Source organism: Streptomyces echinoruber, assembly GCF_014651135.1.
In the GTDB taxonomy this organism is placed as follows: Bacteria; Actinomycetota; Actinomycetes; order Streptomycetales; family Streptomycetaceae; genus Streptomyces; species Streptomyces echinoruber.
In genome coordinates this window covers 95,997-122,494 of sequence record NZ_BMWH01000025.1, presented here as the reverse complement: position 1 = coordinate 122,494, position 26,498 = coordinate 95,997, and the positions used below count along the sequence as shown (strand labels likewise).

Genomic DNA, 26,498 nt, shown 5'->3' with positions numbered 1-26,498 from the left:
CCGGCCGGCCCGCCGTCCGCCGGCCGGGGGGCCGCCCCGTCGGCGGGGGCGCCGCCGTGGCCTCCGCGCGGCGGGGGCGGCGCGAAGACGCCGTGGCCCCCGTGGCCCGGCGTCGCGGCGGTGCGGAGGTCGACGGGCGGGCGGGGCGCCGGGCCGGCACCCGGGTCGTGCGGTCCGTACGGTCCGTGCGGTTCGTGCGGTCCGTACGCCGTCCCGTACCGCGTCTCGTAGGGCGAGTTGCTCACGCCGACACGCTCCAAGGGGGCCGAAGGGGTCCGGAAGAGGCCCGAAAGGGCCGGAAGGGTCCGAAAAGGGCCCGGATCGGATCCCAGAACCTAGCGGAGCGCCGGTCACTCTCCAAAGCGGCACAGCTACTTGGCGTGACGATCCGGTGGGAGAGCACCTCTGCCGGGGCGCCTGCACGCCGGTCCGCCGGAGTCGGTCAGTCGCCGTCCGTGGTCGTCAGTCGTCGTCAGTGGCCGTCGATGGCCGCCGGTAGCCGTCAGTAGTCGAAGGCGCGTGCCGTGTTGGCCGCGAGGGCGGTCGCCAGCGTGTCCTCGTCGACGCCGCGCACGGCGGCCATGGCCCGTACCGTGACCGGGACGAGGTAGGGGGCGTTGGGCCGTCCGCGGTAGGGTACCGGCGTCAGGAACGGCGCGTCGGTCTCCACCAGGATCAGCTCCAGCGGGGCCACGGCGAGGGCGTCGCGCAGGTTCTGGGCGTTCTTGAAGGTGACGTTGCCGGCGAAGGACATGAAGTAGCCGGCGCGGGCGCACACCCGGGCCATCTCCGCGTCGCCGGAGTAGCAGTGGAAGACGGTGCGCTCGGGGGCGCCCTCCTCCTTCAGGATGCGCAGCACGTCGGCGTGGGCGTCGCGGTCGTGGATGACGAGGGTCTTGCCGTGCCGCTTGGCGATCTCGATGTGGGCGCGGAAGGACCTCTCCTGGGCCGCCTTGCCCTCCTCCCCGGTGCGGAAGTAGTCCAGGCCGGTCTCGCCGACGCCCTTGACCTGCGGCAGCGCGGCCAGCCGGTCGATCTCGGCGAGCGCGTCGTCCAGGGCCGCGTCGCCGCCGGGCTCGCGGGCACCCTGCCTGGACCAGCCTCCCCCAGCCCCAGGGGGCTGGGAGGTGCCCCCAGGATCCCCGTGCACGATGCGGGGGGCTTCGTTCGGGTGCAGCGCGACCGTGGCGTGGACGGCGTCGTGGCGCTCCGCGATCTGCGCCGCCCAGCGGGAGCCGTTCAGGTCGCAGCCGACCTGCACGACCGTCGTCACGCCCACCGAGGCCGCCTTGGCCAGGCCCTCCTCGACCGTGCCGGACTGCATGTCGAGGTGGGTGTGGGAGTCGGCGACGGGGACCCGGAGGGGCTCCGGGAGCGGCGGCGGGTCGGTGTGGGAAGGCATGCCCCGATCCTACGGAAGGCGCATGCCCGCCCCGCCCGGCGCCCGGCCCGCACCGGGACCGCCCGGCCGGGTCCTCGTACCGGAACCGGCCCACCCCGCACCGGAACCGCCCCGCCGGCGCCGTACCCGGCTCAGCCCGCCCGGTGCTGGAAGGGGTGCAGCAGGTCGGACAGGTGCCAGTGGTGGTGCCCGTCCCGGTGCCCGGCCGCCGTCTCCTCCCCGGACGGCGCTCCGGGCACCGGGGCCACCACGGGGCCGGCCGGGCGCTGTGCGTGCTGGTGGAGCTGCGCGGACGCCACCTGGCCGGCGCGCATGATGCGCAGGACGCGGCCGTCGCAGTTCCGGCAGGCGGGCCGGCGCAGCGGGGACGGCACGACGCGGCCGTCCGTGACGTACAGCACGAACTCGTTGCCGTCGCCGTCCGTGTGGTGCTCTATGTCGTACGACTGCTCCCAGCCGTGCCCGCAGCGCATGCAGGCGAAGGAGTACGACTCGTGCGCGACTGCGGTCTCCCTCATGCGAACTCCTCACGTCCGCTGGACTGTCCGGGAACGGTGTGTCCCCTCAATCCAGTTGACGCTTCCGCAGCCGGAAATGCACTCGTCCTGGAAAGTATGGGAGCCTGTTTGGAATTTCTTTGTCACGGGCTCCGCGGGAGGGCTCGCGACTTTGCTTTCGGCACCGGTCTTTTGCCTGCTCATGGGGTGCACGCTCAGGAGAGGAGAACCCCGCTCAAAAGGGTTTCCGCGTCTTTTTCACAGAGGTGCGCCCACATCACACACAGGCATGTGCAGAAGGGCGCGCGGGAGCGCGAATTCCCTCACCCGCGCCCCACGTTCCCGCGCCCCGCGCTTGCCTGCCCCGCATCCTCACGCCCCGCGTTCTCGAGCCCCGCGCTTCCCCGCCCCGCGTCCTCGCGCCCCGCGTTCTTCGCCGCGACCACCGCGTCGAACACCTCGCGCTTGGGCAGCCCGGCCTCGGCGGCGACCGCGGCGATGGCCTCCTTGCGGCGCTCGCCGGCCTCCTCGCGGGCGCGCACCCGGCGTACCAGCTCCTCGGCGTCCACGTCCTCGGCGCCCGGCTCCGGCGCGCCCTCGACCACGACGGTGATCTCGCCGCGCACGCCCTGCGCGGCCCAGGCCGCCAGCTCGCCCAGCGGGCCGCGCCGGACCTCCTCGTAGGTCTTGGTCAGCTCCCGGCAGACGGCGGCACGCCGGCCGGCGCCGAACACCTCGGCCATGGCGGCGAGGGTGTCGTCGAGGCGGTGCGGGGCCTCGAAGTAGACCAGGGTGCGCCGCTCGGCGGCGACCTCGCGCAGCCGTGTCAGCCGCTCGCCCGCCTTGCGCGGCAGGAACCCCTCGAAGCAGAACCGGTCGACGGGCAGCCCCGACAGCGCGAGCGCGGTGAGCACGGCGGACGGGCCGGGCACCGCGGTGACCCGGATGTCCCGCTCCACCGCCGCCGCGACCAGCCGGTAGCCGGGGTCGGACACCGACGGCATGCCCGCGTCGGTGACCAGCAGCACCCGGGCGCCACCCAGCAGTTCCTCAACCAGTTCCGGGGTGCGCGCGGACTCGTTGCCCTCGAAGTACGACACCACGCGCCCCCGGGGGGTGACCCCCAGCGCCTGCGCCAGCCGCCGCAGCCGCCGGGTGTCCTCCGCGGCGACGACGTCCGCGCCGGCCAGCTCCTCGGCCAGCCGGGGCGGCGCGTCCGCGACGTCGCCGATGGGGGTGCCTGCCAGGACGAGGGTTCCGCTCACGCCCCCATCCTCGCAGGAGCCGCCCCTCTCCTCGCACGCCACCTCGCGGCAGCCACCCCTCCGCCCGCACGGCATCCGGCGGAAGCCGCGGGCGAACCGCACGGCACCTCGAAGCAGAACCGGTCGACGGGCAGCCCACCCGGACACCCGTCCGGAGCCACCCGCCCCACGCATTCCTCCGCTTCCTCCACCGCTTCCTCCCCCGTGCGGGGGACGTACACAGCGGCGTTCCCTACGATGGCGCGGTGACCAGTACCGCGTCTTCCACGGACACCCGGCAGGGGCCGGCCCCGCACGACGAGCGGCCGTCGTGGCAGCGGCGGCTGCGCCGCTTCGGCTACGTACCGCACCCGGCGGGGCCGCACCGCGACGTCCGCGAGAAGCTGGTGCCGCCCTACACCCGGCCCGGCCCGCGGCTGTGGCAGACACTGGGCGTCTCCCCGCGCCTGGCCGAGCGGATCACCCGCTGGTCGGGGTGGGGCGGGCCGCTGCTCGTCACCCTGGTGGCCGGGCTGGTGCGGTTCTACCACCTGGGCAGTCCCCGGGCGGTGATATTCGACGAGACGTACTACGCCAAGGACGCCTGGGCGCTCGTCCACCGCGGGTTCGAGGTCAACTGGGACAAGAACGCCAACAACCTGGTCCTGCAGACGCACGGCCACCTCGCGGTCCCCACCGACGCCGCGTACGTCGTGCACCCGCCGGTCGGCAAGTACGTCATCGGGCTGGGCGAGCTGGTCTTCGGGTTCGACCCGTTCGGCTGGCGCTTCATGACGGCGCTGCTCGGCACCCTGTCGGTGCTGATGCTGTGCCGCATCGGGCGCCGCCTGTTCCGCTCGACGTTCCTCGGCTGCCTGGCCGGGGCGCTGATGGCGGTGGACGGCCTGGCGTTCGTGATGAGCCGTACCTCGCTGCTGGACGGGGTGCTGGAGTTCTTCGTGCTGGGCGCGTTCGGGTGCCTGCTGATCGACCGGGACCGGGCGCGCGCCCGACTGGCGGCGGCGCTCCCGGTGGACGCGGACGGGCGGGTGCGGCCCGACGCGCACACCGCCGACACCCTGCGCCTGGGCCGGCGCCCGTGGCGCTGGGGGGCGGGCGTGCTGCTGGGCCTGGCCGTCGGCACGAAGTGGAACGGCCTGTACTTCCTGGCCGCGTTCTGCGTGCTGGCCCTGCTGTGGGACGTCGGCAGCCGGAAGGTGGCGGGCGCGAGCCGCCCGTACGCGGCGGTGCTGAAGTACGACACCGGCCTGACGTTCCTCGCCACGGTCCCGGTCGCGCTCGCCGTCTACCTGCTGTCCTGGCTGGGCTGGATCCTCTCCCCCACCGACGGCAGCGGCGGCTACTTCCGCGACTGGGCCGCGACCGACGGCAAGGGCGGCCGCTTCACCTGGCTGCCGGACTGGCTGCGCAGCCTGTGGCACTACGAGCACGAGGTGTACGAGTTCCACACCCACCTCACCTCGCCGCACACCTACCAGTCCAACCCGTGGAGCTGGATCGTCGTCGGCCGCCCGGTGTCGTACTTCTACGAGTCGCCCTCGCCCGGCCAGGACGGCTGCCCCGCCGACGCCGGCGAGAAGTGCGCCCGCGAGGTGCTGGCCCTCGGCACGCCGCTGCTGTGGTGGGTGGGCTGCGCCGCCCTCGTCTACGTGCTGTGGCGGTGGTTCTTCCGCCGCGACTGGCGCGCCGGCGCGATCGCCTGCGGGGTGGCCGCCGGCTACCTGCCCTGGTTCCTCTACCAGGAGCGCACGATCTTCTACTTCTACGCCGTCGTCTTCCTGCCCTTCCTCTGCCTCGCGGTCACCATGCTCCTGGGCGCCCTCGCCGGACCGCCACGCCCCACCGACACCCGCCGCCTCGTCGGCACGGTCGGCGTGGGCGTCCTGGTCCTGCTGATCGCCTGGAACTTCATCTACTTCTGGCCCCTGTACACCGGCACCGCCATCCCCATCGACGACTGGCGCTCGCGGATGTGGCTGGACACCTGGGTGTAGCGGGGTTCCGGCCACCCGCGCCCGTTCCCGGATCTCCGTTCGGACAACTTGCGGCCATCCCCTCACATCCGTCCCTCGCGCCGCCTACAGTTCTTGGGCCGAAACGGGGAGGAGCGCGGGATGCGCAAGGGGATCAGGGCCGCTGTCGTGGGCGGGGTGGTCGCCGTGCTGGTGGGAGGAGCGGCGTACGGGGGGTACACCTTCGTGCACGCGGTCGGTGGGAGCGGGCCCGCGGCCGTGCGGACCGGGCCGCCGACCCGAGACGAGGTCGCCGGCACGGCGCGGAAGTTCTTCGCCGCGTGGGAGCGGGGGAAGGCGGCGACGGCGGCGTCGTACACGAACTTCCCGGAGGCGGCCGGGGCGCTGCTGGCCGCCTACGGGCAGGCGGCGCACATCACGGACGTGCACATCCGGCCGGGGACCGCGCACGGCGCCACCGTGCCGTTCTCCGTGTCCGCGAAAGTGTCGTACGAGGGGCGGACCAAGCCGCTGGCCTACGACAGCCGCCTCACCGTGGTGCGCGGGCGGACCACGCACCGCGCGCTCGTCGACTGGCAGCCCTCGGTGGTGCATCCGGCGCTGCGGGCGAAGGGCGACACGCTGGTGACCGGGGAGTCGGCGGCGCCGGCGATCGAGGCGGTGGACCGTGACGGCAAGGTGCTGACGAAGGAGGAGTTCCCCTCGCTCGGGCCGGTGCTGGACGCGCTGCGGGAGAAGTACGGCGAGCAGGCGGGCGGCACGCCCGGTGTCGAGCTGAGCGTGCGGCACACGGCGACGAACGCGCCCGACACCCCGCTGCTGACCCTCGCCGAGGGCCGGGCGGGCCGGCTGGCGACGACGCTGAGCGCGCGGGTGCAGGCGGCGGCGGAGCGGGCGGTGCGGACGTACCCGGAGTCGTCGGTGGTGGCCGTCAAGCCGTCCACCGGGGAGGTGCTGGCGGTCGCCAACCACCGGTCCGACGGTTTCAACGCCGCCTTCCAGGGCGCGGTGGCCCCCGGCTCCACCATGAAGATCATCAGCGCGGCCACGCTCATCGACAACGGCATCGCCACGGCGTCCGGGCCCGCGCCCTGCCCGGACGAGGCGGTGTGGCAGAGCCAGACCTTCCACAACCTCACCGGCATGGCCCCGAACGAGAAGGCGACCCTGTCGGAGAGTTTCGCCCGGTCCTGCAACACGGCGTTCGTGAAGTTCGCCGACGAGGTGCGGGTCGACTCCCTGACCCGGGAGGCCGAGGACCGCTTCGGGCTGGGCCGCGACGACTGGAAGACCGGCATCGCCTCCTTCGACGGCTCCGTCCCCGCCTCCGGCGGCCCGGACACCGCGGCCGCCCTGATCGGGCAGGGCCAGGTGCGGATGAGTCCGCTGAACATGGCGTCGGTCACGGCGACCGCGATGACCGGCACCTTCCGGCAGCCGGTCCTCGTGCCGCTGCGGCTGGACGGCCGCACCCCGGCCCGCGCCAAGGGCCTGCCCGCGGCCACGGTGCGGCAGTTGCGCGCGATGATGCACCGCACCGCCGTCTCCGGCACCGCGGCCGGCGTGATGTCCGGCCTGAGCGGCGACATCGGTGCGAAGACGGGCTCGGCGGAGGTGGACGGGCAGGCGGTGTCCAACAGTTGGTTCACCGGCTACCGCAACGACGTGGCGGCCGCGGCCATGGCCGAGCGGGGCGGGCACGGCGGCGACACGGCCGGTCCGATTGTCGCAGCAGTGCTACGAACAGGGGGCTGAGGTCACACGCGTCCCACGGGACTCTAGGGTGAAGGCCGTCGTCGGATTTGGTGACGGCAGTGAAACCGATCAGGGCCCCGGGGGCTAGGTGGCCCCGGCCCCCGGGACGCGTGGAGGAACGGAACGCAGTGGGCAAGAGAAGGCGCGTCCCCGAGCAGCGAAAGACCGGCCCCGCCGTGCTCGGTGGGGTCATCGCCGTGGTGGTCGGCGGTGCCGGCTTCGGCGCGTACGCGCTGTACGGCGGAGACGGCGCGGCGGCCGAGGGCCGCCCGCAGACGGCCGCCTCCGGCACCCACCGGCACGTCGAGACCGGCCCGTTGACCGCGGCCGAGGTGCGTACCACGGCCCAGCGGTTCCTGACCGCCTGGCAGCACGGCGACATCGCGCGGGCCGCGGCCGCCACCAGCGACCCGGCGGCGGCACGGACCCTGCTGGCCGGCACCGCGAAGGACGCCCACCTCAAGGACGTCACGCTCGCCCCCGGCACGGCGCGGGGCACCAAGGTGCCCTTCGCGGTGAAGGCGACCGTCTCCTACGAGAACCTGAGCAAGCCGCTCGCCTACGACAGCGCGCTCACCGTGGTGCGGCGCGCGGGCGACGGCAGGCCGGTCGTCGACTGGCACGCCCGGGTCGTCCACCCCGGCCTGCGCGACGGCGACCGGCTCGTCACCGGCGCCTCCGGCACCCCGCCGGTGCGGGCGCTGGACCGCGACGGCGGCGAGCTGACCGCGGCGAAGTACCCGTCGCTGGGCACGGTGTTGGACGGGCTGCGCGAGAAGTACGGCAAGACGGCCGGCGGGAAGGCCGGGATCGAACTGCGCGTGGTGCGCGGGGCGGCGGCGCGGAAGGCCAAGCTGTCCGACCGGACGCTGCTGGAGTTGCGCAAGGGCACGCCGGGCACGGTGAGGACGACGCTCAGCCCGGCGCTGCAGGCGGCGGCCGAGCGGCAGGTGGCCAAGCGGGCGCGGGCGTCGGTGGTGGTGCTGCGGCCGTCCACGGGCGAGATCCTCGCGGTGGCGAACTCCTCGCACGGCTTCGACACCGCGCTGCAGGGCTCCCTCGCGCCGGGCTCCACCATGAAGATCATCACCTCGTCGCTGCTCATCGAGAAGGGCCTGGCCTCCGCGGACAAGCAGCACCCGTGCCCGAAGACGTACACCTACGGCGGGTGGAAGTTCCACAACGACGACGACTTCGAGATCAAGCACGGCACGTTCAAGGCGAGTTTCGCCCGCTCCTGCAACACCGCCTTCATCAGCCAGGCGAAGAAGCTGAAGAACGACGACCTGACCCGGCAGGCCCAGCAGGTGTTCGGGCTGGGCCTGAACAACTGGGCGGTCGGCGTACCGTCCTTCGACGGCTCGGTGCCGGTGCAGTCGGCGGCGCAGAAGGCGGCCGAGCTGATCGGCCAGGGCGGGGTGCGGATGAACCCGCTGAACATGGCGTCGGTCGCGGCCACCGTGCAGGCGGGCACGTTCCACCAGCCGTACCTGGTCTCCCCGTCCGTCGACCACCGCAGACTGGCCACCGCCTCGCGCAAGCTGTCGGCGTCCACGCTGGCACAGGTGCGGGAGCTGATGCGGTACACCGCCGCCTACGGCACGGCCGCGGAGGCGATGGCGGGCCTCGGCCCGGACTACGGGGCCAAGACCGGCTCGGCGGAGGTCGACGGGCAGAAGAAGCCCAACGGCTGGTTCACCGCGTACAAGGGCGACCTGGCGGCGGCCGGCGTGGTCCAGGCGGGCGGGCACGGCGGCGACACGGCGGGTCCGATCGTGGCGGCGCTGCTGAAGCTGGGCAGCGGCTGATCCCGCCGATCGTGGGGGCGCCGCTGAAGCCGGACGACTGATTCCGTCGCTCGGGGCGGCGCTGCTGAATCCGGGCGGGGGCCGACCCGCCGATCGTGGGGGCGCTGCAGAAGCCGGGCGGGGGCCGACCCGCCGATCGTGGCGGCGCTGCAGAAGCCGGGCGGCGGCCGACCCGCCGATCGTGGCGGCGCTGCGGAAGCCGGGCGGGGGCCGACCCGCCGCTCGTAGAGGCGCCGCCGAAGCCGGGCGGCGGCCGGACCGGCCCGGTCAGCGGGACGACGGCACCCGCTGCGCGGCCGGGGCCGCCAGATAGGTCTGGCGCAGAAACCGCAGGATCGCCTTGGTGTCGAGCTGGACGACCGACACGCCCTGCGGGGAGTGGAGTTCGACGACGGCCTGTACGCGTCCGCACGGCCACACCCGCACGTCTCCGCTCTCGGCGGGGGCGCGCAGGCCCTGTTCCAGCAGCGTCCGGGAGAGGGTCCACTCGTGGCGGCCGGGCAGGCCGAGCCGTACGGAGCGCGGGTCGGTCTCGGGGTCGTAGCGGAGCGTGATCCGTACGGAGGCACGGTCGTCCCGAGGATCACTGTCCGCGTCCGTGAGGACACGGGCCCGCGCGTACTGTTCGACTGCCGGCATCGGACGCCCCCTTGCACTGCGTGTGGCCGGTACGAAAACGGTTCATCCGCTTCTTCCCCAATGTCGCATATTTTTCGCACCGCGCTCGCCGGAGCGACATATCTCACAGATGAGATGCGCATGTCTCACGGAGGAGATGCGGGCGAGATGACGACCTCCTCGCTCTTGCAAGGAGTTCGCAACAAGCCCGTATCATCGAACGGTGCACGTACCCGACGGATTCATCAACGCCCCGACCTCCGCCGCGACCGGGCTCGTCGCGGCCGGCGCGATCGCCGTGAGCCTGCGCGGCGCACGGCGTGAGCTGGACGAGCGGACGGCGCCGCTGGCCGGTCTGGTGGCCGCGTTCATCTTCGCCGTGCAGATGCTCAACTTCCCCGTGGCGGCGGGCACCAGCGGGCACCTGCTGGGCGGCGCGCTCGCCGCGATCCTCGTCGGCCCGTACACCGGTGTGCTGTGCGTGTCGGTGGTGCTGCTGATGCAGGGGATCCTGTTCGCCGACGGCGGCCTGACCGCGCTCGGCGTGAACATCACCGACATGGCGATCGTCACCACGGTCGTCACCTACGCCGTCTTCCGCGTCCTGGTGAGGGTGCTGCCGCGCGCCCGCCGCTCGGTCACGATCGCCTCCTTCACCGCCGCGCTCCTCTCGGTCCCGGCCGCGGCCTGCGCGTTCACCCTGATCTACGCGGTCGGCGGCACCACCGACGTGTCGATCGGCAAGGTCGCCACCGCGATGATCGGCGTGCACGTGCTCATCGGCCTGGGCGAGGCCGCGATCACCGCGCTCACGGTGGGCGCCGTCATCGCCGTACGGCCCGATCTCGTGCACGGCGCCCGCGGCCTGACGCGGCGTCTGAAGCTGCGGGTGAACGGCGAACTGGTCGACGCGCCCGCCGCCGCGCCCGCCCCCGCCGCCGCACCCGTCGCGGCCCGCTCGCACCGCGGGCTGTGGATCACCGGCCTGGTGACCTCCCTGGTGCTGGCCGGGTTCGTCAGCTTCTACGCCTCCTCCAGCCCCGACGGCCTGGAGAAGGTCGCCCACGACCAGGGCATCGACAAGACCGAGAAGCAGCACGCGGCCTCCGACTCCCCGCTGGCCGGCTACGGCGTCAAGGACATCGCCGACGCCCGCCTCTCCGGCGGCCTGGCGGGCGTGATCGGCGTCGGGGCGACCGTCGCCGCGGGCAGCGGCGTGTTCTGGGCGGTGCGCCGGCGCCGTACCGCCGACACCGCGCCGGCCGGTACGGCCGCGCCGACCACCGGTACGGGCGTGTGACATGGGCGCAGGGCACGCGCACAGGCTCTATCGGCACGGGCACTCCCCCGTGCACGCGCTGCCGCCGCACACCAAACTGGCGGCGGCCTTCGCCTTCGTGGTCGTGGTGGTGTCCACCCCGCGGGAGGCGATATGGGCGTACCCGCTGTACGCGGCGCTGCTGGGCGCGGTCGCGTACGTCGCCCGCGTCCCGGCCGGCTTCCTGCTGCGGCGCCTGCTGATCGAGGTGCCGTTCGTCGCCTTCGCGGTGCTCATGCCGTTCGTCGCCGAGGGCGAGCGGGTGCAGGTGCTCGGCCTCTCGCTGAGCGTGAACGGCCTGTGGGGCGCCTGGAACGTGCTCGCCAAGGGCACCCTGGGCGTCGCCGCCTCCGTGCTGCTCGCCGCGACCACGGAACTGCGGGCGCTGCTGCTCGGCCTGCAGCGCCTGAAACTCCCGCCGCTGCTCGTGCAGATCGCGAGCTTCATGATCCGCTACGGCGACGTCATCACCGACGAGATGCGGCGCATGCGCATCGCCCGCGCCTCACGCGGCTTCGAGGCGCGGGGCGTACGGCACTGGGGGGTGCTGGCGAAGTCCGCGGGCGCGCTGTTCATCCGCTCCTACGAACGCGGCGAGCGCGTCCATTTGGCCATGGTCAGCCGCGGCTACGCCGGTTCCCTGCCGGTCATCGACGAGGTGACCGCCTCCCGGGCGCAGTGGTCGTACGCGCTCGCCCTGCCGCTGTCCGCGCTCGCCGTCTGCCTGCTGGGATGGATCCTGTGACCGCTCCTGTGCCTGCTTCTGCGCCTACTTCTGGGACTGCTCCCGGGACCGCTCCTGAGGCCGCTCCTGGGCCTGCCGCCTCGCTGGAGGTCTCGGGCCTCGCCTTCGCCTACCCGGACGGCCACCAGGCCCTCTTCGGCGTCGACTTCCGCATCGAGCGCGGCGAACGCGTCGCCCTGCTCGGCCCGAACGGCGCCGGCAAGACCACCCTCGTACTGCACCTCAACGGCATCCTCACCGCCGGCGCGGGCACCGTGCGGGTGGCCGGACTGCCGGTGGACAAGCGGAACATGGCGGAGATCCGGCGCCGGGTCGGCATCGTCTTCCAGGACCCCGACGACCAGTTGTTCATGCCGACGGTCCGTGAGGACGTGGCCTTCGGGCCGGCCGCGGCCGGGCTGCGGGGCGCCGAGTTGGAGGAGCGCGTCGACCGGGCGCTGGAGCGGGTCGGCATGCGGGAGTTCAAGGACCGGCCGCCGCACCACCTCTCCTTCGGCCAGCGGCGCCGGGTGGCCGTGGCGACCGTGCTGGCCATGGAGCCGGAGATCCTCGTCCTGGACGAGCCGTCCTCCAACCTCGACCCGGCCTCGCGCCGCGAACTGGCCGACATCCTGCGCTCGCTGGACGTGACGGTCCTCATGGTCACGCACGACCTGCCCTACGCCCTGGAGTTGTGCCCGCGCTCCCTCGTCCTGAGCGAGGGCGTGATCGCCGCCGACGGGCCGACCGCCGAACTCCTCGCCGACGAGGAGCTGATGCGGGCGCACCGGCTGGAACTGCCGTTCGGCTTCGATCCGCGCTCGGTGGCCGTGCAATCCCCCCGATCCGCACAATCAGCGCAATTCGTGTAATTCGCATAATCCGCAGCACATCCCGCGGTGTCCGTGTAATCCGCGACACACTCCCACGTGGCCGAGGAATCGAAGGTCATGGACCCTTGTTGCATGCACTGTCGCAGGCGAGTGAAGGGACGTGGGGCGTGAACGTGCACGGCACGGTGGCCGCGGGCTTCGAACCGGTGCGGGAAGCGTTCGTACGCAACTTCGCACTGCGCGGGGAGCGCGGCGCGGCCGTCGCCGTCTACCGGGACGGGCACCGGGTCGTCGACCTGTGGGGCGGCACGAAGGACGTCGACGGGACCGCGCCGTGGGAGCGGGGCACCGCGCAGATCGTGCGCTCGGCGACCAAGGGCGTCGCCGCGGCCGTCCTGCTGCTGCTCCACCAGCGCGGCGAGCTGGACCTGGACGCGCCGGTCGGCGCGTGGTGGCCGCAGTACAAGGCGGCCGGCAAGGAGCGCACCCGGGTGTGGCACCTGCTCGCGCACCGCGCGGGCGTGCCGGTGCTGGACCGCCCGCTCACCCCGCCGCAGGCCGCCGACCCCGAGTTCGCCGCGGAGGCCATCGCCGCGCAGGCGCCGGTGTGGGAGCCGGGCACCGACCACGGCTACCACGCGCAGACCTACAGCTGGCTCACCGACGGACTGGTCCGCCGGGTCACCGGCCGCTCGCTGGGCGCCTGGGTGGCCGAGGAGATCACCGCGCCGGTGGGGGCCGACCTGTGGGTGGGCCTGCCGGACGGCGAGACGCACCGCGTCGGCCGGGTCGGTCCGGTCGCGCCCCCGGCGACGGAGACCGGCGGCCTGCGCGCCCGCCCGAAGCGCTCGGTGGCCCAGGCCTACGCCGACCCCACCTCGCTCACCCGGCGCGCCTTCGAGGCGATCACCCCGGCCTGCGACGAGAACGACCCCGCCTACCGCGCGGCCGTCCTGCCCGGCTCCAACGGCATCGCCACCGCCGACGGCCTGGCCCGCTTCTACGCCGCTCTCATCGGCGAGGTCGACGGCGGCATCCGCCTGTTCACCCCCGACACGGTGGAACTGGCCCGCACCGAGCGCTCCGCCGGCCCCGACCGCATCCTGGTCGTGCCGACCCGCTTCGGCCTGGGCTACATGCTGAACGGCGGCGCCTGCCCGCTGCTGACCCCGGGCTCCTTCGGCCACCCCGGCCGCGGCGGCGCCCTCGGCTTCGCCGACCCCGAGACCGGCGTCGCCTTCGGCTACGTCACCAACGGCTTCCGCACGAGCGTCACGGCCGACCCGCGGGCGCAGGCCCTGGTACGGGCCCTGCGGGACTGCCTGGGCTGACGCCCGTAGGACCATAGGCCCGCAGGCCCGTAAGCCCGTAAGCCCGTAAGCCCGTAAGCCCGTAGGAGCGTCCGGGTCGCCCGGCACACCAGGACCGACCGGGCTGCCTGAGCTGCCCGGATCGGTCGGATCGGCAGGATCGGCCGGGCTGCCCGGGCCGACGACGCCCCGGCCGCTCACCCGCCGGCCCGGCCGTTCCTACGTCGACCCGGGACTCGCACGTCGACCCGGGACTCGCACGCCGACCCGGAACTCACACGTTGATCGGGGACTCACACATTGATCGGGTGCGAGGTGCGCCCCGACGCGCCGTCGATCTCGGCGTGCGCCTTGTCCAGCAGATGCATGGCGATCTCGTTCAGGGCGCGGGCCCCGGCGATCTCCTCGCCGACACGGGGCTGATTGGCGTCGGAGTGGTGCCGGTGGGCGCGCCCGTGCCCCCGGATCTCACTCCCGTCGGGCAACCGCACCAGGGCGGCCGCCCGGGTCTGCTCCTCGTCCTCCATGAACTCCATCTCGACGTGCCATCCCACGGCGTTGTGCATCATGACCGTCACCTCCGGAACACCTGCTTCCAGGGTGCTCCTCGGCCCGCCGCGACGCACCCCTGCGGTGTGACGCAGGCCATGGCAACGCGGTGCGGGGTGCGGAGAGGCAAGGGGTGTGGAACGACAAGAGCCCGACGGGCCCGACAAGGATGACGACACCACCCGTGAGGCGGCGTTGCGCCGCCGGCTGCGCGCCGGTGACCGCGACGCGTTCGCCGAGCTGTACGAGCGGCACGTCCGCGCCGTCTACAGCCACGCGCTGCGGCTGACCGGCGACTGGTCCACGGCCGAGGAGGTGGTCTCCGAGACCTTCTTCGCGGCCTGGCGCACCCGCGAGCGCCTGACGGCGGACGGCGGTTCGGTCAAGCCCTGGCTGCTGGGCATCGCCACGCACAAGGCGCACAACGCCAACCGGGGCCTGCGCCGCCGCCTGGCCTTCCTCGCCCGGCGGCCCGCCCCGCCCCCGGCCGACGACGTCGCCGACACGGCCGCCGCCCGCGCCGACGACGCCCGGCGGCTGGCCGGCGTGCACGCGGCGCTGCGCCGGCTGCGCCGCCCGGACCGCGAGGTGCTGGCGCTGTGCGTGGGCGAGGGGCTGACCCCCCAGCAGGCGGCCGAGGCGCTGGGCGTCCCGGTCGGCACGGTCCGCTCCCGCCTGTCCCGGGCGCGCGCCCGGCTGCGGGCGCTGGCGGAGGAGGACCGGGACGCGCGGCACGCGTCCCGCACGCATACGCGGGAAACCGACCCCGCCACCGTCCTGGTGGCGCTGCGACTGGCCGAGGAGCACCGTTGAACACCACCCGCATCCCCCGCACCCCCCGCACTCCCTGCGACACCCCGGACACGCCCGTGGACCTCGGCGCCTGGGACCTGCCGCCGCGGCGCCGCCGGGCCCTGAAGGACGCGCTGCTGCGGCGCATCGACGCCGAGGCGGCCCCGGCCCCCGCCGTGCGCGCCCCCCGCCTGCTGCGCCCGGCGGTCGTCGTCCCGGCCTGCCTGATGGCCGTGACGGCGACGGTGTTCACCGCCGTCACGGATGCCACGGACGGTCGTGCCGGCCGCGCCGACCACCCGGCGGCCTCCGCGCGGCACGCGGACGCGGCGGCCGTGGTCTGGCTGGACCGGGCGGCCACCGTGTCGGCCCGCACGGACGCCGTCCCCGTCCGCGACGACCAGTACGTCTACGTCCGCAGCCTGGTCCGCAGCAACACCGGTGCCTTCGGCGGCCCGGTGCACCTCTCCCCCCGGCACACCCAGGAGGTGTGGCTGCTGCAGAAGCGGGGCCGGGTGAAGCACGTGGGGGCGCTGCGCGAGTCCGGCCCCGGCGCGCAGATGCCCGGCCGGACGGTGCCCATCGAGGACTACGGCAGGTCGGCCCCGGGCGTGCACCGCCCGACGTACGCCTGGCTGGCCGCGCTCCCCACCGACCCGGACGAGCTGCTGGCCCTGCTGCGCGGCGAGGTGCGGCCGATCGAGGGCGAGAGCGTCGACCACGCCGTCTTCGGGACGATCGGCGACCTGCTGGCCCGGACGCTCGTGCCGCCGCGCACCGCCGCGGCCCTGTACCGCGTCGCCGCCCGCCTCCCCGGTGTCACTGTCACCCGCGACACCGTGGACGCCGCCGGCCGGCACGGCGTCGGCATCACCCTCGACGACGGCGTCTCCGCCACCCGCAACGAGTGGATCTTCGACCGCGCCACGCTGGCCTTCCTCGGCTCCCGCAGCTACTTCACCGGCCGCGACGGCCGCCCGGACGTCCTGTTCGGCACCGACGCGGTCCTGGAGCGGGCGGTGGTGGACGCGGTGGGCGAGCTGCCGGCGGACAGGCGGGGCGGCGAAGCGGCGTAGCGGCACCGCGGCCGCCGGGCTCAGCGCAGGTCACCGCGCCAGTCGAGGCGGCGCGCGACCGCGCCCCGGGGCGGGTACGCCGCGTCCCGGGGCGCGTACAGGGCCCGGCCGCCCGGGCCGAACCGGCCTATCTCGGTCGGCAGCGCCACTCCCTCGCGCAGCTCCTCCTCCGTCCGCCCGGTGACGTCGAGGAGCAGACCGTCGAGCGGTCCGCCGACCAGCTCCGCGTACACCCGCCCCGGGCGCGGGCCGGGATCCTCGGGGTCGGCCCCGTAGACCCGGCCCCGCAAGAACTCCACCTCATCCATACCGGGCAGGGTCGCAGCCACCACTGACAACCGCCGCCGGCACCCGCCCGTCGGCAGCCGCCCGCCGCGGCCGGTCGGCCCGCGTACGGCATCAGCCCGCACCGTGCAGCATCAGCCCGCGTGCAGCATCAGCCCGATGCCGACCACCATCAGCCCGGCCGCCGCGATGCGCGGGGCGCCGAAGCGCTCCTTGAAGAAGACGGCGCCGATGGCCGCGCCGACGAGGATGGACGACTCGCGCAGGGCGGAGATCGGCGCGAGGTCGGCCCGGGTCTGCGCCCACAGCACCAGGCCGTAGGCCGCGACGGACAGGGCGGCGCCGAGCAGGCCGAGGGCGGCGTACGGCCGCAGCACCGCCACGCTCTCCCGGCCCCAGCGGCGCAGGGCGTAGGCCGGGAGCACCGAGCCCTGCACGGCCATCAGGCAGGCGATGTACCCCAGCGGGGTGCCGGAGGCACGCACGCCGAGCCCGTCGACGACGGTGTACGCGGCGATCGACAGCCCGGTCGCCAGGGCGGCGCCGATCACGGCCCAGTCCGGCCGCCGCCCGCGCAGCCCCCACAGGGCCACCCCGGTCAGTCCCGCGCAGGACAGCAGCACGCCGGCCGTCGTCCACGCGTCGGGCACCTCGTGGGCGAACACGGCCGCCAGCGCGGTCACCACCAGCGGCGCGCTGCCCCGCGCGATCGGATAGGTCTGCCCGAAGTCCCCCAGCCGGAAGGACGTCATCAGCAGCACGTAGTACACGACGTGGATGCCCGCCGACAGCAGCAGGTACGGCCACGCGCCCGCCGCCGGCAGCCCCGTGAACGGCGCCAGCGCCAGCCCGATGGCCAGCCCGCCGCCCGTGATCAGCGCGAACCCGGCCGGCTTGTCCGGGATGCGGTGGGCGAGCGCGTTCCAGGACGCGTGGGCGACCGCGGCGAGCAGCACCGCCGCGGTGACCAGCGGCGTCACGCGGTGCGCTCGCGCACGTCCACCAGGGTGCCGCCGGCGTGGGCGACGAGTTCCTCCGGCGCCATCGGGAAGACGGTGTACGGCGTCCCGGCCGCCGCCCACACCACGTCGTGCGCGAGCAGCGACCGGTCGGCCAGCACCCGCGTCCGCGTCCGGTGCCCGAACGGCGGCACGCCGCCGATGGCGTACCCCGTGGCCTCCCGTACGACGGCGGCGTCGGCCCGGGTGACCTTCCGGGCGCCCAGCTCCCTGCGCACCAGCTCCACGTCGACGCGGGAGGCGCCGTCCATCAGCACCAGCACGGGCACGCCGTCCGCCGCGAACACCAGCGACTTGCAGATCTGGCTCAGCTCGCACCCGATCGCGGCGGCGGCCTCGGCGGCGGTCCGGGTCGCCTCCGGAAACTTGCGCACCCGCGCCAGCACGTCCTCCAGCCCCGCTTCCCGCAGTGCCTCGGCGAACCGGGGATGGGCTCCTGGCTCCTTCGGCCTCTCGGAACTCCCAGTCCTCTCAGACCTCTCGGGCCTCTCGGGCCTCTCGGACCTCTCAGTGGCGGCGGAAGTCGTCATGAACCGCACGGTAGCGGTCCCCGCACGGCGCGGGCGACCCGCTTCTCACCTCACCCCGGCGAGGAACTCCGCCCAGGCGTCCGCAGAGACGGCGAGACGAGGCCCGGCCGGAACCTTGGAATCACGGACGTGAACGGTGGCGGAAGTGGCAGCGACCTCAACACAGTCACCGGGCTCGCTGCTGCTGCTATAGCTGCTCTTGAACCAGCGGAGTTCCGACATGCTCATAGTCTTCCCAGCGCTCGCTCTGCTCTCTCAGTGACAGCGGAAGCCGTACCGCACGGCGCACCGGCAACAGCCCTACGTCCCGGGCACCACCCTCACCGCACCCCAGCGAGGAACTCCACCCAAGCGTCCGCAGAGACGGCGAGACGAGGCCCGGCGGGAGCCTTGGAATCACGGACGTGGACCGTGGCGGGAGTGGCGGCGACCTCGACGCAGTCACCGGGCTCGTTGCTGTCGCTGTAGCTGCTCTTGAACCAGTGAAGTTCCGGCGTGTTCATAGTCTCCCCAGCGCTCGCTCGATGAAGGCCAGCGACTCCCTCGGCGTGAGAGCCTGCGCCCGGATCATCCCATAACGCAGTTCGAGGAGCCGGAGGTCTCTTGGGTTGGAGACCGGCCGGCCGTTGAACGCACCGTCGGAACGACCGATCGCGGTGCCGTCGGCGAACTTCAGCACCTGGATACGGCCGTCCATTCCGGCGTGCTCCTCCTGGTCGGTCGGCATGACTTGGAGTGAGACGTTCGGCAACCCACCCACCTTCAGCAGATGTTCGAGTTGCCTCCGCAGCACCATCCTCCCGCCGATCGGGCGCTCCAGGGTCACCTGTTCCTGGACAAAGCTAAGCACGGGGGCGGGTTCCCGGTCGAAGACCGACTTCCGAGCCGCGCGGGCGGCGACCTCGCGCTCCACCACGGCCTTGGGGAGCGGAGGTTGCCGTACCTCGTACAGCGCAGCCATGTACTCCTGCGTTTGCAACAGGCCGTGGATGTTGTGGTTGCTGTACAGCAGCATCTCCACCGCCCGCCCCTCCATCTCCGCCAGCTCCCGTACCTTCTTCGGATACCGCGCCTTGCGCATCTCCTCCATGAATGCCCTCAGATGCCCTTGCGCGTTCAGGACCTGATCCGCCCTGTCCAGGAACTCCGGCCGGGGGATGCGTGTCCCGCGCTCGATCTTGCGGATCATGTCCTCGCCGTAGCCCATGACCTCGGCCAGTTCGGGCACCCGCATGCCCGCCGACTCCCGGCAGACCTTGATCAGGCGCCCCATCGCCTGGACGACCGGCTCGATCTCGTCCCCCGGCTCCACGTCCCAACCGGTCTCGTCCACACCGTCATTGACGAAGTCGTTCATGCCCCACCTCCATGGCGCTGCCCTACCTCCCACAACGCCTGAGACAGCCGGGACACCACGGGACAAACCCAGGACAGTCACCGTACGTGCAGGCGCGATCACTCCTCCACGTAAGCAGCTTCCGCCACGCTGAGTGACGTGAATCCCGAGATGGCTGCCCCTGAAAAGCAACCCACCCGCCCCGTCCGCAACTTCAGTGTTCTGCTGTCCTCCACGGCGCGGGGTGCCCGCCTGGCGCGGCTGCTCGCCGAGGATCAACTCCGCGTCTGGGGGCTGCACTCGGCCGGGGCGACGCAGGTCGTCGCCGAACTGGCGGCCAACGCCGTCACCCACGGCCGGGTGCCGGGCCGGTGCTTCCGGCTGACGCTGTACGTCGTCGGCGGCACCCTGCGCGTCGAGGTGACCGACACGCGCGGTGACCGGCTGCCGCGCGCCGGCCAGGCGCCGCCGGACGCCGATTCCGGCCGGGGGCTGCTGATCGTCGAGGCGCTGGCCGACCGGTGGGGCGTGGTTCCCGGTCCGTGCCCGCGCAAGACGGTGTGGGCGGAGGTGGGCGTACGCCGGCATACGTGAAGCGGACCGCTGTCAGGATCTGTCAGGATCGGCGGCGCGCCGGACGCGCGGATGCGTCACCGGCCGGTCCCGGGGAGCCGGTGAGGATGCGGCCCGCTCCCGCAAGCCTCCCCACCGGCCGGTCCCGCGGCGGCGGCCGGCGCGTCACACCCGCGCCGGTTCCCGTTCCGGCTGCGTCTCCCCGGCGGCCGTGCGCAGGCCCTCGCCCTCCACGTCGACGTCGGGCAGGACGCGGTCCAGCCACTTCGGCAGCCACCAGGCCCGCTTGCCCAGCAGGGCGAGGACGGCCGGGACCAGGGCCATGCGCACGATGAACGCGTCGAAGAAGACGGCGACGGCGAGGCCGAAGCCCATCATCTTGATCATGGATTCGTCGGAGCCGATGAAGCCGGCGAAGACGGCGATCATGATGATCGCGGCGGCGGTGACGACGCGGGCGCCGTGCCGGAAGCCGGTGACGACGGCCTGGCCGGGCCGCTCGCCGTGGACGTGCGCCTCGCGCATGCGGGTCACCAGGAACACCTCGTAGTCCATGGCGAGGCCGAAGACCACGCCGATCATGAAGATCGGCATGAGGGACATGATCGGGCCGGTCTCCTCGACGCCGAGCAGGCCGGACAGCCAGCCCCACTGGAAGACGGCGACCACCGCGCCCAGCGCCGCCGTGACGCTCAGCAGGAAGCCGAGGGCCGCCTTGAGCGGGACCAGGACCGAGCGGAAGACGACGATCAGCAGGAGGAAGGCCAGGCCCACCACCAGCACCAGGTACGGGACCAGCGCGTCGTTCAGCTTCTGCGACATGTCGACGTTGAGGGCCGTGCCGCCGGTGACCAGTACGCGGGCGTGTGTGTCGGCCGTGATGTCCCGGCCGGTGCCGCGGATGGCGTGGACGAGGTCCTCGGTGGCCGTGGAGGACGGCTTGGAGGCGGGGACGACCGTGACGATCGCCGTGTCGGCCGCCTTGTCGTACGTCGCCGGGGTGACGGCGGCGACGTCCTTCAGGCTTTTGACCTTCTCCGTCACCTTGGTGACCGCGCCCTTGGGGTCGTCGGCGCCCTTGGCGTCGACGACGATCATGAGGGGGCCGTTGAAGCCGGGGCCGAAGCCGTCGGCGACGAGGTCGTAGGCGCGGCGCTGGGTGGTGGAGGCCGGTTTGGAGCCGTCGTCGCCCATGCCGAGTTGCAGGGAGGCCGCCGGGATCGCGGCGGCGCCGAGGCCGACGACGCCGAGGAGGAGGACGGCGAGCGGGCGGCGGACGACGAGGCTCGCCCAGCGGGTGCCCAGGTTGGGGCGGTCCGGGTGCCTGCGGGGACGGCCGCCGCCCAGCAGCCTGCTCTTCTCGCCCGCCGGGTGGATCCGGCGGCCCGCGTAGCCGAGCAGCGCCGGGATCATGGTGAGGGCGATCAGGACGGCGAGGGCGACCGTGCCCGCCGCCGCGACGCCCATCTTCGTCAGGATCGGGATGTTCACGACGGACAGGCCGACGAGGGCGATGACGACCGTGAGGCCGGCGAAGACCACCGCGGAGCCGGCCGTGCCGACGGCCCGGCCGGCCGCCTCCTCGCGTGCGCGGCCCTCGGCGAGTTCGGCGCGGTAGCGGGAGACGATGAACAGGGCGTAGTCGATGCCGACCGCCAGGCCGATCATCATGGCCAGCGTCGAGGTGTTGGAGCCCAGGTCGAGCGGCTTGGCGAGCGCGGTGATCGAGGAGACGCCGATGCCGACGCCGACGAGCGCGGTGAGCAGCGGCAGTCCGGCCGCGAGCAGCGAGCCGAAGGTGACGACGAGGACGACGGCGGCCACGGCGATGCCGACGACCTCGGTGGCGCCGGTCTCCGGCAGGGCGTTGAGCGCGTCGCCGCCGATCTCGACGGTCAGCCCGGCCTTGCGCGCGTCCCGCACGGTGTCCTTGAGGTGCTCGCGCGTGGCGTCCTTCAGTTCCATCGCCGGGACCTTGTACCTGACCTGCGCGTAGGCGGTCGTGCCGGTGCGGCTGACGGTGCGGGCGGCGTAGGGGTCGGCGACGCTCGCGACCTCGGGGCCGCCGGCCAGCTCCTTCACCGTCCGCTCGACGGCCGCCTTGGCGCCGGCGCCGGTGATCTTCTCGCCGGCGGGTGCCCGGAAGACGACCCGGGCGGTCGCGCCGTCGGCGCTCAGGCCGGGGAAGCGCTCGTCCAGCAGGTCGAAGGCGCGCTGCGCCTCGGTGCCGGGGATGGAGAAGGCACCGGAGCCCGCGGAGGGCGCGTGGGCGGCGCCGAGGCCCGCGAGGGTCAGCAGCGCCACCCACAGCAGGGCGACGACGTGCCGTCGCCGGAAGGCGAATCGGCCGAGTTTGTAGAGGAAGGTGGCCACGACGGCGTACTCCCGTTCAGGTCGTGAGTTTTCCGGGCAGGGGTGGTCAGCCCGACGACGATGGGGGCACCGCCCATGCCCTCAAGGCAATGGGGGAGGTGGCGTCAGGTAGGTGGGTCTGACGGGGATGGGGAGGGGGTCAGGGGACGCGGACGCCGAGGGCGGGGAGGATCACGGCGTCGATGTACGAGGTGAGGAAGGCCCGGGTGGGCGGCTGGTTCTCGATCAGCGCCCGGGTGGCGAAGCCGCCGACGAACATGTGCACCACGAACTCCAGGGCCGGGCAGTCCGGCCGGACCTCGCCCCGGTCGACGGCCCGCCGGATGACCCGGCGGATGCCGGCCATCTCCGGTTCGATGAGCTGCTCCCGGAAGGTGCGCAGCAGGTCCTCGTTGTGGTGCATCGCCATGGCCAGGCCCCGCATCAGCGCGGAGTTCCGCTCCATGACGCAGTCGTCCTCGCGGGTGACGAGGGCGTGCAGGTCGCCGCGGAGCGACCCGGTGTCGACCTCGTCGGTCTCACCGGACTTGGTGTGCCGGACGGCCTTCACGACCAGCTCGGCCTTGCCGCCCCACTGGCGGTAGAGGGTGGCCTTGCTGGACCGCGTGCGGGCGGCCACGGCGTCCATGGTGAGGGCGTCGTAGCCGACCTCCCGGAGCAGGTCGAGCACGGCCTCGTACAGCTCGGCCTCGCGCTCGGGGGTGATCCGGCTGCGCCGCGCCGTCGCGGTGTCCGCCATTTCCCTCACCCTCCCGCCCGGGAACGACACGGTTTCGTACGAGACGAAGGTACCGCACCCGTCAAGGAAACGAAACGGTTTCGTACGTGTCCTCCGTCACGCCGGTTCCACCACTCCGCGCCCCCGAAGAACCGTTCCTGCCGACTTGCCCGCGCCCCGCCCCGGGGCGAAGCATGGGGGAGGTGAGCTATCTGCGCCTGCCGCACCTGAGCGGCGACCGGTTGTGCTTCGTGGCCGAGGACGATCTCTGGCTGGCCCCGCTCGACGGCTCGGCCCGCGCCTGGCGGCTCACCGTCGACCGCACCAAGGCCGGCCACCCCCGCTTCTCCCCCGACGGCCGGCACATCGCCTACACGAGCTGGCGCAGCCTGGTCCCGGAGATCCACCTGGTGCCGGTCGACGGCGGACCGGGCCGGCAACTGACGTACTGGAGCAGCGCGGACACCCGCGTGTGCGGCTGGACCCCGCCCGACGAGCACGGCGAGAGCCACATCCTCGCCGTCGCCTCCCACGGCCAGCCCTTCTCGTACTACTCCTGGGCCTACAAGGTGTCCCTCGACGGCGACCCCGGCCGCACACTGCCCTGGGGCCCGGTCTCCGACATCCAGGTCGCCGACGTCGGCGGGGAGCGCCGCACGCTGCTGCTGACCGGCACCCCGCCGCACGAGCCGGCCGCCTGGAAGCGCTACCGCGGCGGCGCCACGGGCCGGCTGTGGCTGCACGGCACACGGCTGCTGGCCGACCTCGGCGGCCACCTGGAGGCGCCGATGTTCGTCGGCGGCCGCATCGCCTTCCTCTCCGACCACGAGGGCGTCGGCAACCTCTACTCCTGCGCCCCCGACGGCTCCGACCTGCGCCGGCACACCGACCACGACGCCTTCTACGCCCGGCACGCCGCCAGTGACGGCACGCGGGTGGTGTACCAGTGCGCGGGCGAGCTGTGGATCGTCGACGACCTCTCCCCCGGCGCCGAGCCGCGCCGGCTCGACGTACGGCTGGAGGGGCCGCGGGCCGGGCGGCGGCCCTACCAGGTGCCCGCCGCGCAGCACGTGGGCGGCATCTCCGTGGACGAGACGGGCCGGGCCAGCGCGGTCGTCGTACGCGGCAGCCTGTACTGGCTCACCCACCGCGACGGGCCCGCCCGCACCCTCGCCGACACGCCCGGCGTGCGGGTGCGGCTGCCGGAGATGCTCGGCGAGACCGGCCGGGTCGCCTACGTCACCGACGCCGACGGCGACGACGCGATCGAGGTCGCCCACCTGCCCCGCGCGACCGGCGCGCGCGAGCCCCGCCGGCTGGCCTCCGGCAGGCTGGGGCGGGTGCTGGAGCTGGCCGCCGATCCGCAGGGCGAGCGGCTGGCCGTCGCCGCGCACGACGGGCGGCTGCTGCTGGTCGACGTGCGCGAGAACAGCGGGGACGGCGACGGCGACGGCGGGGTCACCGAGCTCGTCCGGTCGGACAACGGGCCCGTGCGGGACCTGGCGTTCTCCCCGGACGGGGCGTGGCTGGCCTGGTCGCACCCGTTCATCGGGCGGTCGCTGCGGCAGATCAAACTCGCCCGGATAAAGGACGGATCGGTCGTCGACGTCACCGACGGCCGGTTCGAGGACGAGAACCCCGTCTTCACCCGCGACGGCCGCTACCTCGCCTTCCTGTCCTGGCGCGGCTTCGACCCGGTGTACGACGTGCACACCGGCGACCTGTCCTTCCCGCTGGGCTGCCGCCCCTACCTGGTCCCGCTGTCGTCGGCGACCCCCTCGCCGTTCGCCCTCAACCCCGAGGGGCGGCCCGCCGCCGGCGGCCTGGACCCGGTGGACGAGGAGGAGGCCGGGGAGGGCGCCGCGGTCACCGTGGAGGTGGCGGGGCTGGCCGGCCGGGTGACGCCGTTCCCGGTCGCCGCCTCCAAGTACTCGGCGCTCACGCCGGTCGCGGGCGGCGGGCTGGTGTGGCTGCGGTGGCCGATCTCCGGGGCGCTGGGCGAGACGTTCGCCAACCCGGACGACCCGAGCGAGCGGCCCACACTGGAGCACTTCCACCTCGCCAAGGCGAAGAAGTCCGAACTCGTCGCCCACCTGGACTGGTTCGCGGTCAGCGGCGACGGCACCCGGCTGGTCGTCGTCGACGAGGGCGAGCTGCGCGCGGTGCCCGCCACCGAGGCCGGCGACAGCGACTCGACGGTCTGGATCGACCTGCGGCGCATCCTGCACGTCGTCGACCCGGCCGCCGAGTGGCGGCAGGCCTACGCGGAGGCGGGCCGGCTGATCCGCGCCTACTTCTGGGAGCCGGGGATGTGCGGCATCGACTGGGACGGGGTGCTCGCCCAGTACCGGCCGCTGGTCGAACGGGTCGCCTCCCCGGACGAGTTCGCCGACCTGCTGCGCGAGGTCCTCGGCGAGCTGGGCACCTCGCACGCCTACGTCACCGCCGCCCGCAGCGGCGAGGGCCCCCGGCCCTACCAGCGCTGGCAGGGCCTCCTCGGCGCCAACTTCGTGTGCCGGGACGGCCGTTGGACGGTCAAGCGGATCCTGCCCGGCGACTCCTCCGACTCCCGCGCCCGCTCCCCGCTGGCCGGCACCGGCATCCGCGAGGGCGCCGTCCTCACCCACGTCGACGGCCGCCCCGTCGACCCGGTCACCGGACCGTACCCGCTGCTGGCCGGCTCCGGCGGCACCACGGTGGAACTCACCTTCGCACCGGGCGACGGGGAGGGGCCCGCGCGCCGGGTCGCCGTCGTCCCGCTCATCGACGAACGCCCCCTGCGCTACCAGGACTGGGTCGCCAAACGCCGCGCCGTGGTGCGGGAGTTGAGCGACGGGCGGTGCGGCTACCTGCACATCCCGGACATGGGCGGCTCGGGCTGGGCCCAGTTCAACCGCGACCTGCGCCGGGAGGTGTCCCGGCCCGCGCTCATCGTGGACGTGCGCGGCAACGCCGGCGGCCACATCAGCGAACTCGTCATCGAGAAGCTGACGCGGACCATCCTCGGCTGGGACCTCACGCGGGGCGCCCAGCCGGTGTCGTACACCTCCCACGCGCCGCGCGGTCCCGTGGTCGCCCTCGCCGACGAGGCGACCTCCTCCGACGGCGACATGATCACGGCGGCGTTCAAGCTGCTGAAGCTGGGGCCGGTCGTCGGGCAGCGCACCTGGGGCGGGGTCGTCGGCATGACCGGGCGGCACCGGCTGGGCGACGGCACGGTGATCACGGTGCCGATGAACGCGGCCTGGTTCGAGGAGTACGGCTGGTCGGTGGAGAACCACGGCGTCGAACCCGACGTGCCGGCCCTGCGCACCCCGCTGGACTGGGCCGAGGGCCGCTACGCCCAGCTCGACGACGCCGTACGGCTCGCGCTGGAGCTGCTGGAGAAGCAGCCGGCGGCGACCCCACCGGACTACACCGGCGTACCGGACCTGGCGCGGCCGAAGCTGCCGCCGCGGACGTGAGCAACGGGTGCCCCTCGAGAAAGGGGCACCCGTTGCCGTCCAGGACGAGCCCGGTCACATCTCCTCTTCGAGGTCGAAGCGGTCGTCCCTGTCCTCGCGGCGCCGCTCGGCCTCCTCGTCGGGGTGCCGGTCGCGCCGGCGCGCCGGCTCCCCGGGCTCGCCCAGCTTCTCCCGGGCGCGGCGCTTCATCTCCTCGGACTTGCTCTGGAACTGGTCCTTCATGCTCATGCGTGTTCACTCCCGTATGGGTGGGGAAGGCCCCCTGCGGGGCCTCGACCAG

Annotated in this window: 25 protein-coding genes and 1 pseudogene; 11 read left to right on the top strand and 15 right to left on the bottom strand. The window is 73.6% G+C overall.

Annotated elements, in window-relative coordinates; all coding sequences use genetic code 11:
• From IE225_RS33475 to rsmI, 4 genes and pseudogenes are all read right to left on the bottom strand, one after another.
• Nucleotides 1-245, bottom strand: a pseudogene (locus IE225_RS33475) (hypothetical protein); the annotation flags it as partial.
• 257 nt (nucleotides 246-502) lie between these two features.
• On the bottom strand, nucleotides 503-1,402 hold the full coding sequence (locus IE225_RS25300; protein ID WP_190059903.1) for a TatD family hydrolase: 900 nt from the start codon (nucleotides 1,400-1,402) through the stop codon (nucleotides 503-505).
• A 131-nt stretch (nucleotides 1,403-1,533) separates the two neighbouring features.
• The gene (locus IE225_RS25295) at nucleotides 1,534-1,920 is read right to left on the bottom strand and encodes a hypothetical protein (RefSeq protein WP_190059902.1); all 387 of its coding nucleotides are present in this window, start codon (nucleotides 1,918-1,920) and stop codon (nucleotides 1,534-1,536) included.
• 302 nt (nucleotides 1,921-2,222) lie between these two features.
• Nucleotides 2,223-3,164, bottom strand: coding sequence for a 16S rRNA (cytidine(1402)-2'-O)-methyltransferase (gene rsmI, locus IE225_RS25290; protein ID WP_229880019.1), 942 nt, complete (start codon nucleotides 3,162-3,164; stop codon nucleotides 2,223-2,225).
• 245 nt (nucleotides 3,165-3,409) lie between these two features.
• On the opposite strand from rsmI, the gene IE225_RS25285 reads away from it, so the two are divergent.
• The 3 genes from IE225_RS25285 to IE225_RS25275 all read left to right on the top strand — a co-directional run bounded on the left by IE225_RS25285 (nucleotide 3,410) and on the right by IE225_RS25275 (nucleotide 8,700).
• Nucleotides 3,410-5,158: a dolichyl-phosphate-mannose--protein mannosyltransferase gene (locus tag IE225_RS25285; RefSeq protein ID WP_190059901.1), complete on the top strand. Its 1,749-nt coding sequence runs from the start codon at nucleotides 3,410-3,412 to the stop codon at nucleotides 5,156-5,158.
• Between the two features lie 120 nt (nucleotides 5,159-5,278).
• Nucleotides 5,279-6,892 carry a penicillin-binding transpeptidase domain-containing protein gene (locus tag IE225_RS25280; protein WP_190059900.1) on the top strand — a complete coding sequence of 538 codons (1,614 nt, stop codon included), beginning with the start codon at nucleotides 5,279-5,281 and terminating at the stop codon, nucleotides 6,890-6,892.
• A 128-nt stretch (nucleotides 6,893-7,020) separates the two neighbouring features.
• A complete protein-coding gene (locus IE225_RS25275; protein WP_190059899.1) occupies nucleotides 7,021-8,700 on the top strand; it encodes a penicillin-binding transpeptidase domain-containing protein in 1,680 nt (559 codons plus the stop codon).
• 267 nt (nucleotides 8,701-8,967) lie between these two features.
• Here IE225_RS25275 and IE225_RS25270 read toward each other — a convergent pair whose 3' ends face one another.
• Nucleotides 8,968-9,339 (bottom strand): SsgA family sporulation/cell division regulator, encoded by a 372-nt coding sequence (locus IE225_RS25270; RefSeq protein ID WP_190059898.1) that lies wholly within the window; start codon nucleotides 9,337-9,339, stop codon nucleotides 8,968-8,970.
• 202 nt (nucleotides 9,340-9,541) lie between these two features.
• On the opposite strand from IE225_RS25270, the gene IE225_RS25265 reads away from it, so the two are divergent.
• From IE225_RS25265 to IE225_RS25250, 4 genes are all read left to right on the top strand, one after another.
• Nucleotides 9,542-10,618, top strand: coding sequence for an energy-coupling factor ABC transporter permease (locus tag IE225_RS25265; protein ID WP_190059897.1), 1,077 nt, complete (start codon nucleotides 9,542-9,544; stop codon nucleotides 10,616-10,618).
• Between the two features lies 1 nt (nucleotide 10,619).
• Nucleotides 10,620-11,381: a cobalt ECF transporter T component CbiQ gene (gene cbiQ / locus IE225_RS25260; RefSeq protein WP_190059896.1), complete on the top strand. Its 762-nt coding sequence runs from the start codon at nucleotides 10,620-10,622 to the stop codon at nucleotides 11,379-11,381.
• A complete protein-coding gene (locus IE225_RS25255) occupies nucleotides 11,369-12,232 on the top strand; it encodes an energy-coupling factor ABC transporter ATP-binding protein (protein ID WP_373303272.1) in 864 nt (287 codons plus the stop codon). Before cbiQ ends, IE225_RS25255 begins: the two co-directional genes overlap by 13 nt.
• 128 nt (nucleotides 12,233-12,360) lie before the next feature.
• The gene (locus IE225_RS25250) at nucleotides 12,361-13,524 is read left to right on the top strand and encodes a serine hydrolase domain-containing protein (protein ID WP_190059895.1); all 1,164 of its coding nucleotides are present in this window, start codon (nucleotides 12,361-12,363) and stop codon (nucleotides 13,522-13,524) included.
• Nucleotides 13,525-13,796: 272 nt separating this feature from the next.
• Here the strand turns inward: IE225_RS25250 and IE225_RS25245 are convergent, their stop codons facing one another.
• Nucleotides 13,797-14,072 carry a DUF1876 domain-containing protein gene (locus tag IE225_RS25245; protein ID WP_190059894.1) on the bottom strand — a complete coding sequence of 92 codons (276 nt, stop codon included), beginning with the start codon at nucleotides 14,070-14,072 and terminating at the stop codon, nucleotides 13,797-13,799.
• Nucleotides 14,073-14,247: 175 nt separating this feature from the next.
• Here IE225_RS25245 and IE225_RS25240 point away from each other — a divergent pair, with 175 nt between their 5' ends.
• Together IE225_RS25240 and IE225_RS25235 are read left to right on the top strand one after the other, a co-directional pair.
• Entirely contained in the window at nucleotides 14,248-14,865 is a 618-nt protein-coding gene (locus IE225_RS25240) for an RNA polymerase sigma factor (RefSeq protein WP_190059918.1), read from the top strand.
• Nucleotides 14,862-15,920: a CU044_5270 family protein gene (locus IE225_RS25235; RefSeq protein ID WP_229880018.1), complete on the top strand. Its 1,059-nt coding sequence runs from the start codon at nucleotides 14,862-14,864 to the stop codon at nucleotides 15,918-15,920. The genes IE225_RS25240 and IE225_RS25235 overlap by 4 nt, the downstream gene beginning before the upstream one ends.
• Nucleotides 15,921-15,940: 20 nt before the next feature.
• Here the strand turns inward: IE225_RS25235 and IE225_RS25230 are convergent, their stop codons facing one another.
• The 6 genes from IE225_RS25230 to IE225_RS25205 all read right to left on the bottom strand — a co-directional run bounded on the left by IE225_RS25230 (nucleotide 15,941) and on the right by IE225_RS25205 (nucleotide 19,111).
• Nucleotides 15,941-16,228, bottom strand: a complete 288-nt coding sequence (locus tag IE225_RS25230) for a hypothetical protein (RefSeq protein WP_190059893.1) — start codon at nucleotides 16,226-16,228, stop codon at nucleotides 15,941-15,943.
• Between the two features lie 111 nt (nucleotides 16,229-16,339).
• A complete protein-coding gene (locus tag IE225_RS25225; RefSeq protein ID WP_190059892.1) occupies nucleotides 16,340-17,185 on the bottom strand; it encodes an EamA family transporter in 846 nt (281 codons plus the stop codon).
• Complete coding sequence (locus tag IE225_RS25220; protein ID WP_190059891.1) at nucleotides 17,182-17,754, bottom strand: YbaK/EbsC family protein; 573 nt, start codon at nucleotides 17,752-17,754, stop codon at nucleotides 17,182-17,184. Before IE225_RS25220 ends, IE225_RS25225 begins: the two co-directional genes overlap by 4 nt.
• A gap of 45 nt (nucleotides 17,755-17,799) precedes the next feature.
• Entirely contained in the window at nucleotides 17,800-17,982 is a 183-nt protein-coding gene (locus IE225_RS25215) for a DUF397 domain-containing protein (RefSeq protein ID WP_190059890.1), read from the bottom strand.
• Between the two features lie 92 nt (nucleotides 17,983-18,074).
• Nucleotides 18,075-18,257 (bottom strand): DUF397 domain-containing protein, encoded by a 183-nt coding sequence (locus IE225_RS25210; RefSeq protein WP_190059889.1) that lies wholly within the window; start codon nucleotides 18,255-18,257, stop codon nucleotides 18,075-18,077.
• Complete coding sequence (locus IE225_RS25205) at nucleotides 18,254-19,111, bottom strand: helix-turn-helix domain-containing protein (protein ID WP_190059888.1); 858 nt, start codon at nucleotides 19,109-19,111, stop codon at nucleotides 18,254-18,256. The genes IE225_RS25210 and IE225_RS25205 overlap by 4 nt, the downstream gene beginning before the upstream one ends.
• 150 nt (nucleotides 19,112-19,261) lie before the next feature.
• On the opposite strand from IE225_RS25205, the gene IE225_RS25200 reads away from it, so the two are divergent.
• Nucleotides 19,262-19,684 carry an ATP-binding protein gene (locus tag IE225_RS25200; protein WP_190059887.1) on the top strand — a complete coding sequence of 141 codons (423 nt, stop codon included), beginning with the start codon at nucleotides 19,262-19,264 and terminating at the stop codon, nucleotides 19,682-19,684.
• 144 nt (nucleotides 19,685-19,828) lie between these two features.
• On the opposite strand, the gene IE225_RS25195 is transcribed toward IE225_RS25200, so the two are convergent.
• Together IE225_RS25195 and IE225_RS25190 are read right to left on the bottom strand one after the other, a co-directional pair.
• Complete coding sequence (locus IE225_RS25195) at nucleotides 19,829-22,036, bottom strand: MMPL family transporter (protein ID WP_190059886.1); 2,208 nt, start codon at nucleotides 22,034-22,036, stop codon at nucleotides 19,829-19,831.
• 139 nt (nucleotides 22,037-22,175) lie between these two features.
• Complete coding sequence (locus IE225_RS25190) at nucleotides 22,176-22,775, bottom strand: TetR/AcrR family transcriptional regulator (RefSeq protein WP_190059885.1); 600 nt, start codon at nucleotides 22,773-22,775, stop codon at nucleotides 22,176-22,178.
• A 182-nt stretch (nucleotides 22,776-22,957) separates the two neighbouring features.
• Between IE225_RS25190 and IE225_RS25185 the strand changes: the two genes are divergently transcribed.
• Nucleotides 22,958-26,218, top strand: a complete 3,261-nt coding sequence (locus tag IE225_RS25185; protein WP_190059884.1) for a S41 family peptidase — start codon at nucleotides 22,958-22,960, stop codon at nucleotides 26,216-26,218.
• A 54-nt stretch (nucleotides 26,219-26,272) separates the two neighbouring features.
• On the opposite strand, the gene IE225_RS25180 is transcribed toward IE225_RS25185, so the two are convergent.
• Complete coding sequence (locus IE225_RS25180; RefSeq protein ID WP_190059883.1) at nucleotides 26,273-26,446, bottom strand: hypothetical protein; 174 nt, start codon at nucleotides 26,444-26,446, stop codon at nucleotides 26,273-26,275.
• Between the last annotated feature and the right edge of the window lie 52 nt (nucleotides 26,447-26,498).

Coding starts and splice junctions, on each gene's coding strand:
- IE225_RS25300 (WP_190059903.1), bottom strand. CDS start 1,402: ATGCCTTCCCACACCGACCCGCCGCCGCTCCCGGAGCCCCTCCGGGTC.
- IE225_RS25295 (WP_190059902.1), bottom strand. CDS start 1,920: ATGAGGGAGACCGCAGTCGCGCACGAGTCGTACTCCTTCGCCTGCATG.
- IE225_RS25280 (WP_190059900.1), top strand. CDS start 5,279: ATGCGCAAGGGGATCAGGGCCGCTGTCGTGGGCGGGGTGGTCGCCGTG.
- IE225_RS25270 (WP_190059898.1), bottom strand. CDS start 9,339: ATGCCGGCAGTCGAACAGTACGCGCGGGCCCGTGTCCTCACGGACGCG.
- cbiQ (WP_190059896.1), top strand. CDS start 10,620: ATGGGCGCAGGGCACGCGCACAGGCTCTATCGGCACGGGCACTCCCCC.
- IE225_RS25255 (WP_373303272.1), top strand. CDS start 11,369: ATGGATCCTGTGACCGCTCCTGTGCCTGCTTCTGCGCCTACTTCTGGG.
- IE225_RS25245 (WP_190059894.1), bottom strand. CDS start 14,072: ATGATGCACAACGCCGTGGGATGGCACGTCGAGATGGAGTTCATGGAG.
- IE225_RS25230 (WP_190059893.1), bottom strand. CDS start 16,228: ATGGATGAGGTGGAGTTCTTGCGGGGCCGGGTCTACGGGGCCGACCCC.
- IE225_RS25220 (WP_190059891.1), bottom strand. CDS start 17,754: ATGACGACTTCCGCCGCCACTGAGAGGTCCGAGAGGCCCGAGAGGCCC.
- IE225_RS25215 (WP_190059890.1), bottom strand. CDS start 17,982: ATGAGCATGTCGGAACTCCGCTGGTTCAAGAGCAGCTATAGCAGCAGC.
- IE225_RS25210 (WP_190059889.1), bottom strand. CDS start 18,257: ATGAACACGCCGGAACTTCACTGGTTCAAGAGCAGCTACAGCGACAGC.
- IE225_RS25205 (WP_190059888.1), bottom strand. CDS start 19,111: ATGAACGACTTCGTCAATGACGGTGTGGACGAGACCGGTTGGGACGTG.
- IE225_RS25200 (WP_190059887.1), top strand. CDS start 19,262: ATGGCTGCCCCTGAAAAGCAACCCACCCGCCCCGTCCGCAACTTCAGT.
- IE225_RS25190 (WP_190059885.1), bottom strand. CDS start 22,775: ATGGCGGACACCGCGACGGCGCGGCGCAGCCGGATCACCCCCGAGCGC.
- IE225_RS25180 (WP_190059883.1), bottom strand. CDS start 26,446: ATGAGCATGAAGGACCAGTTCCAGAGCAAGTCCGAGGAGATGAAGCGC.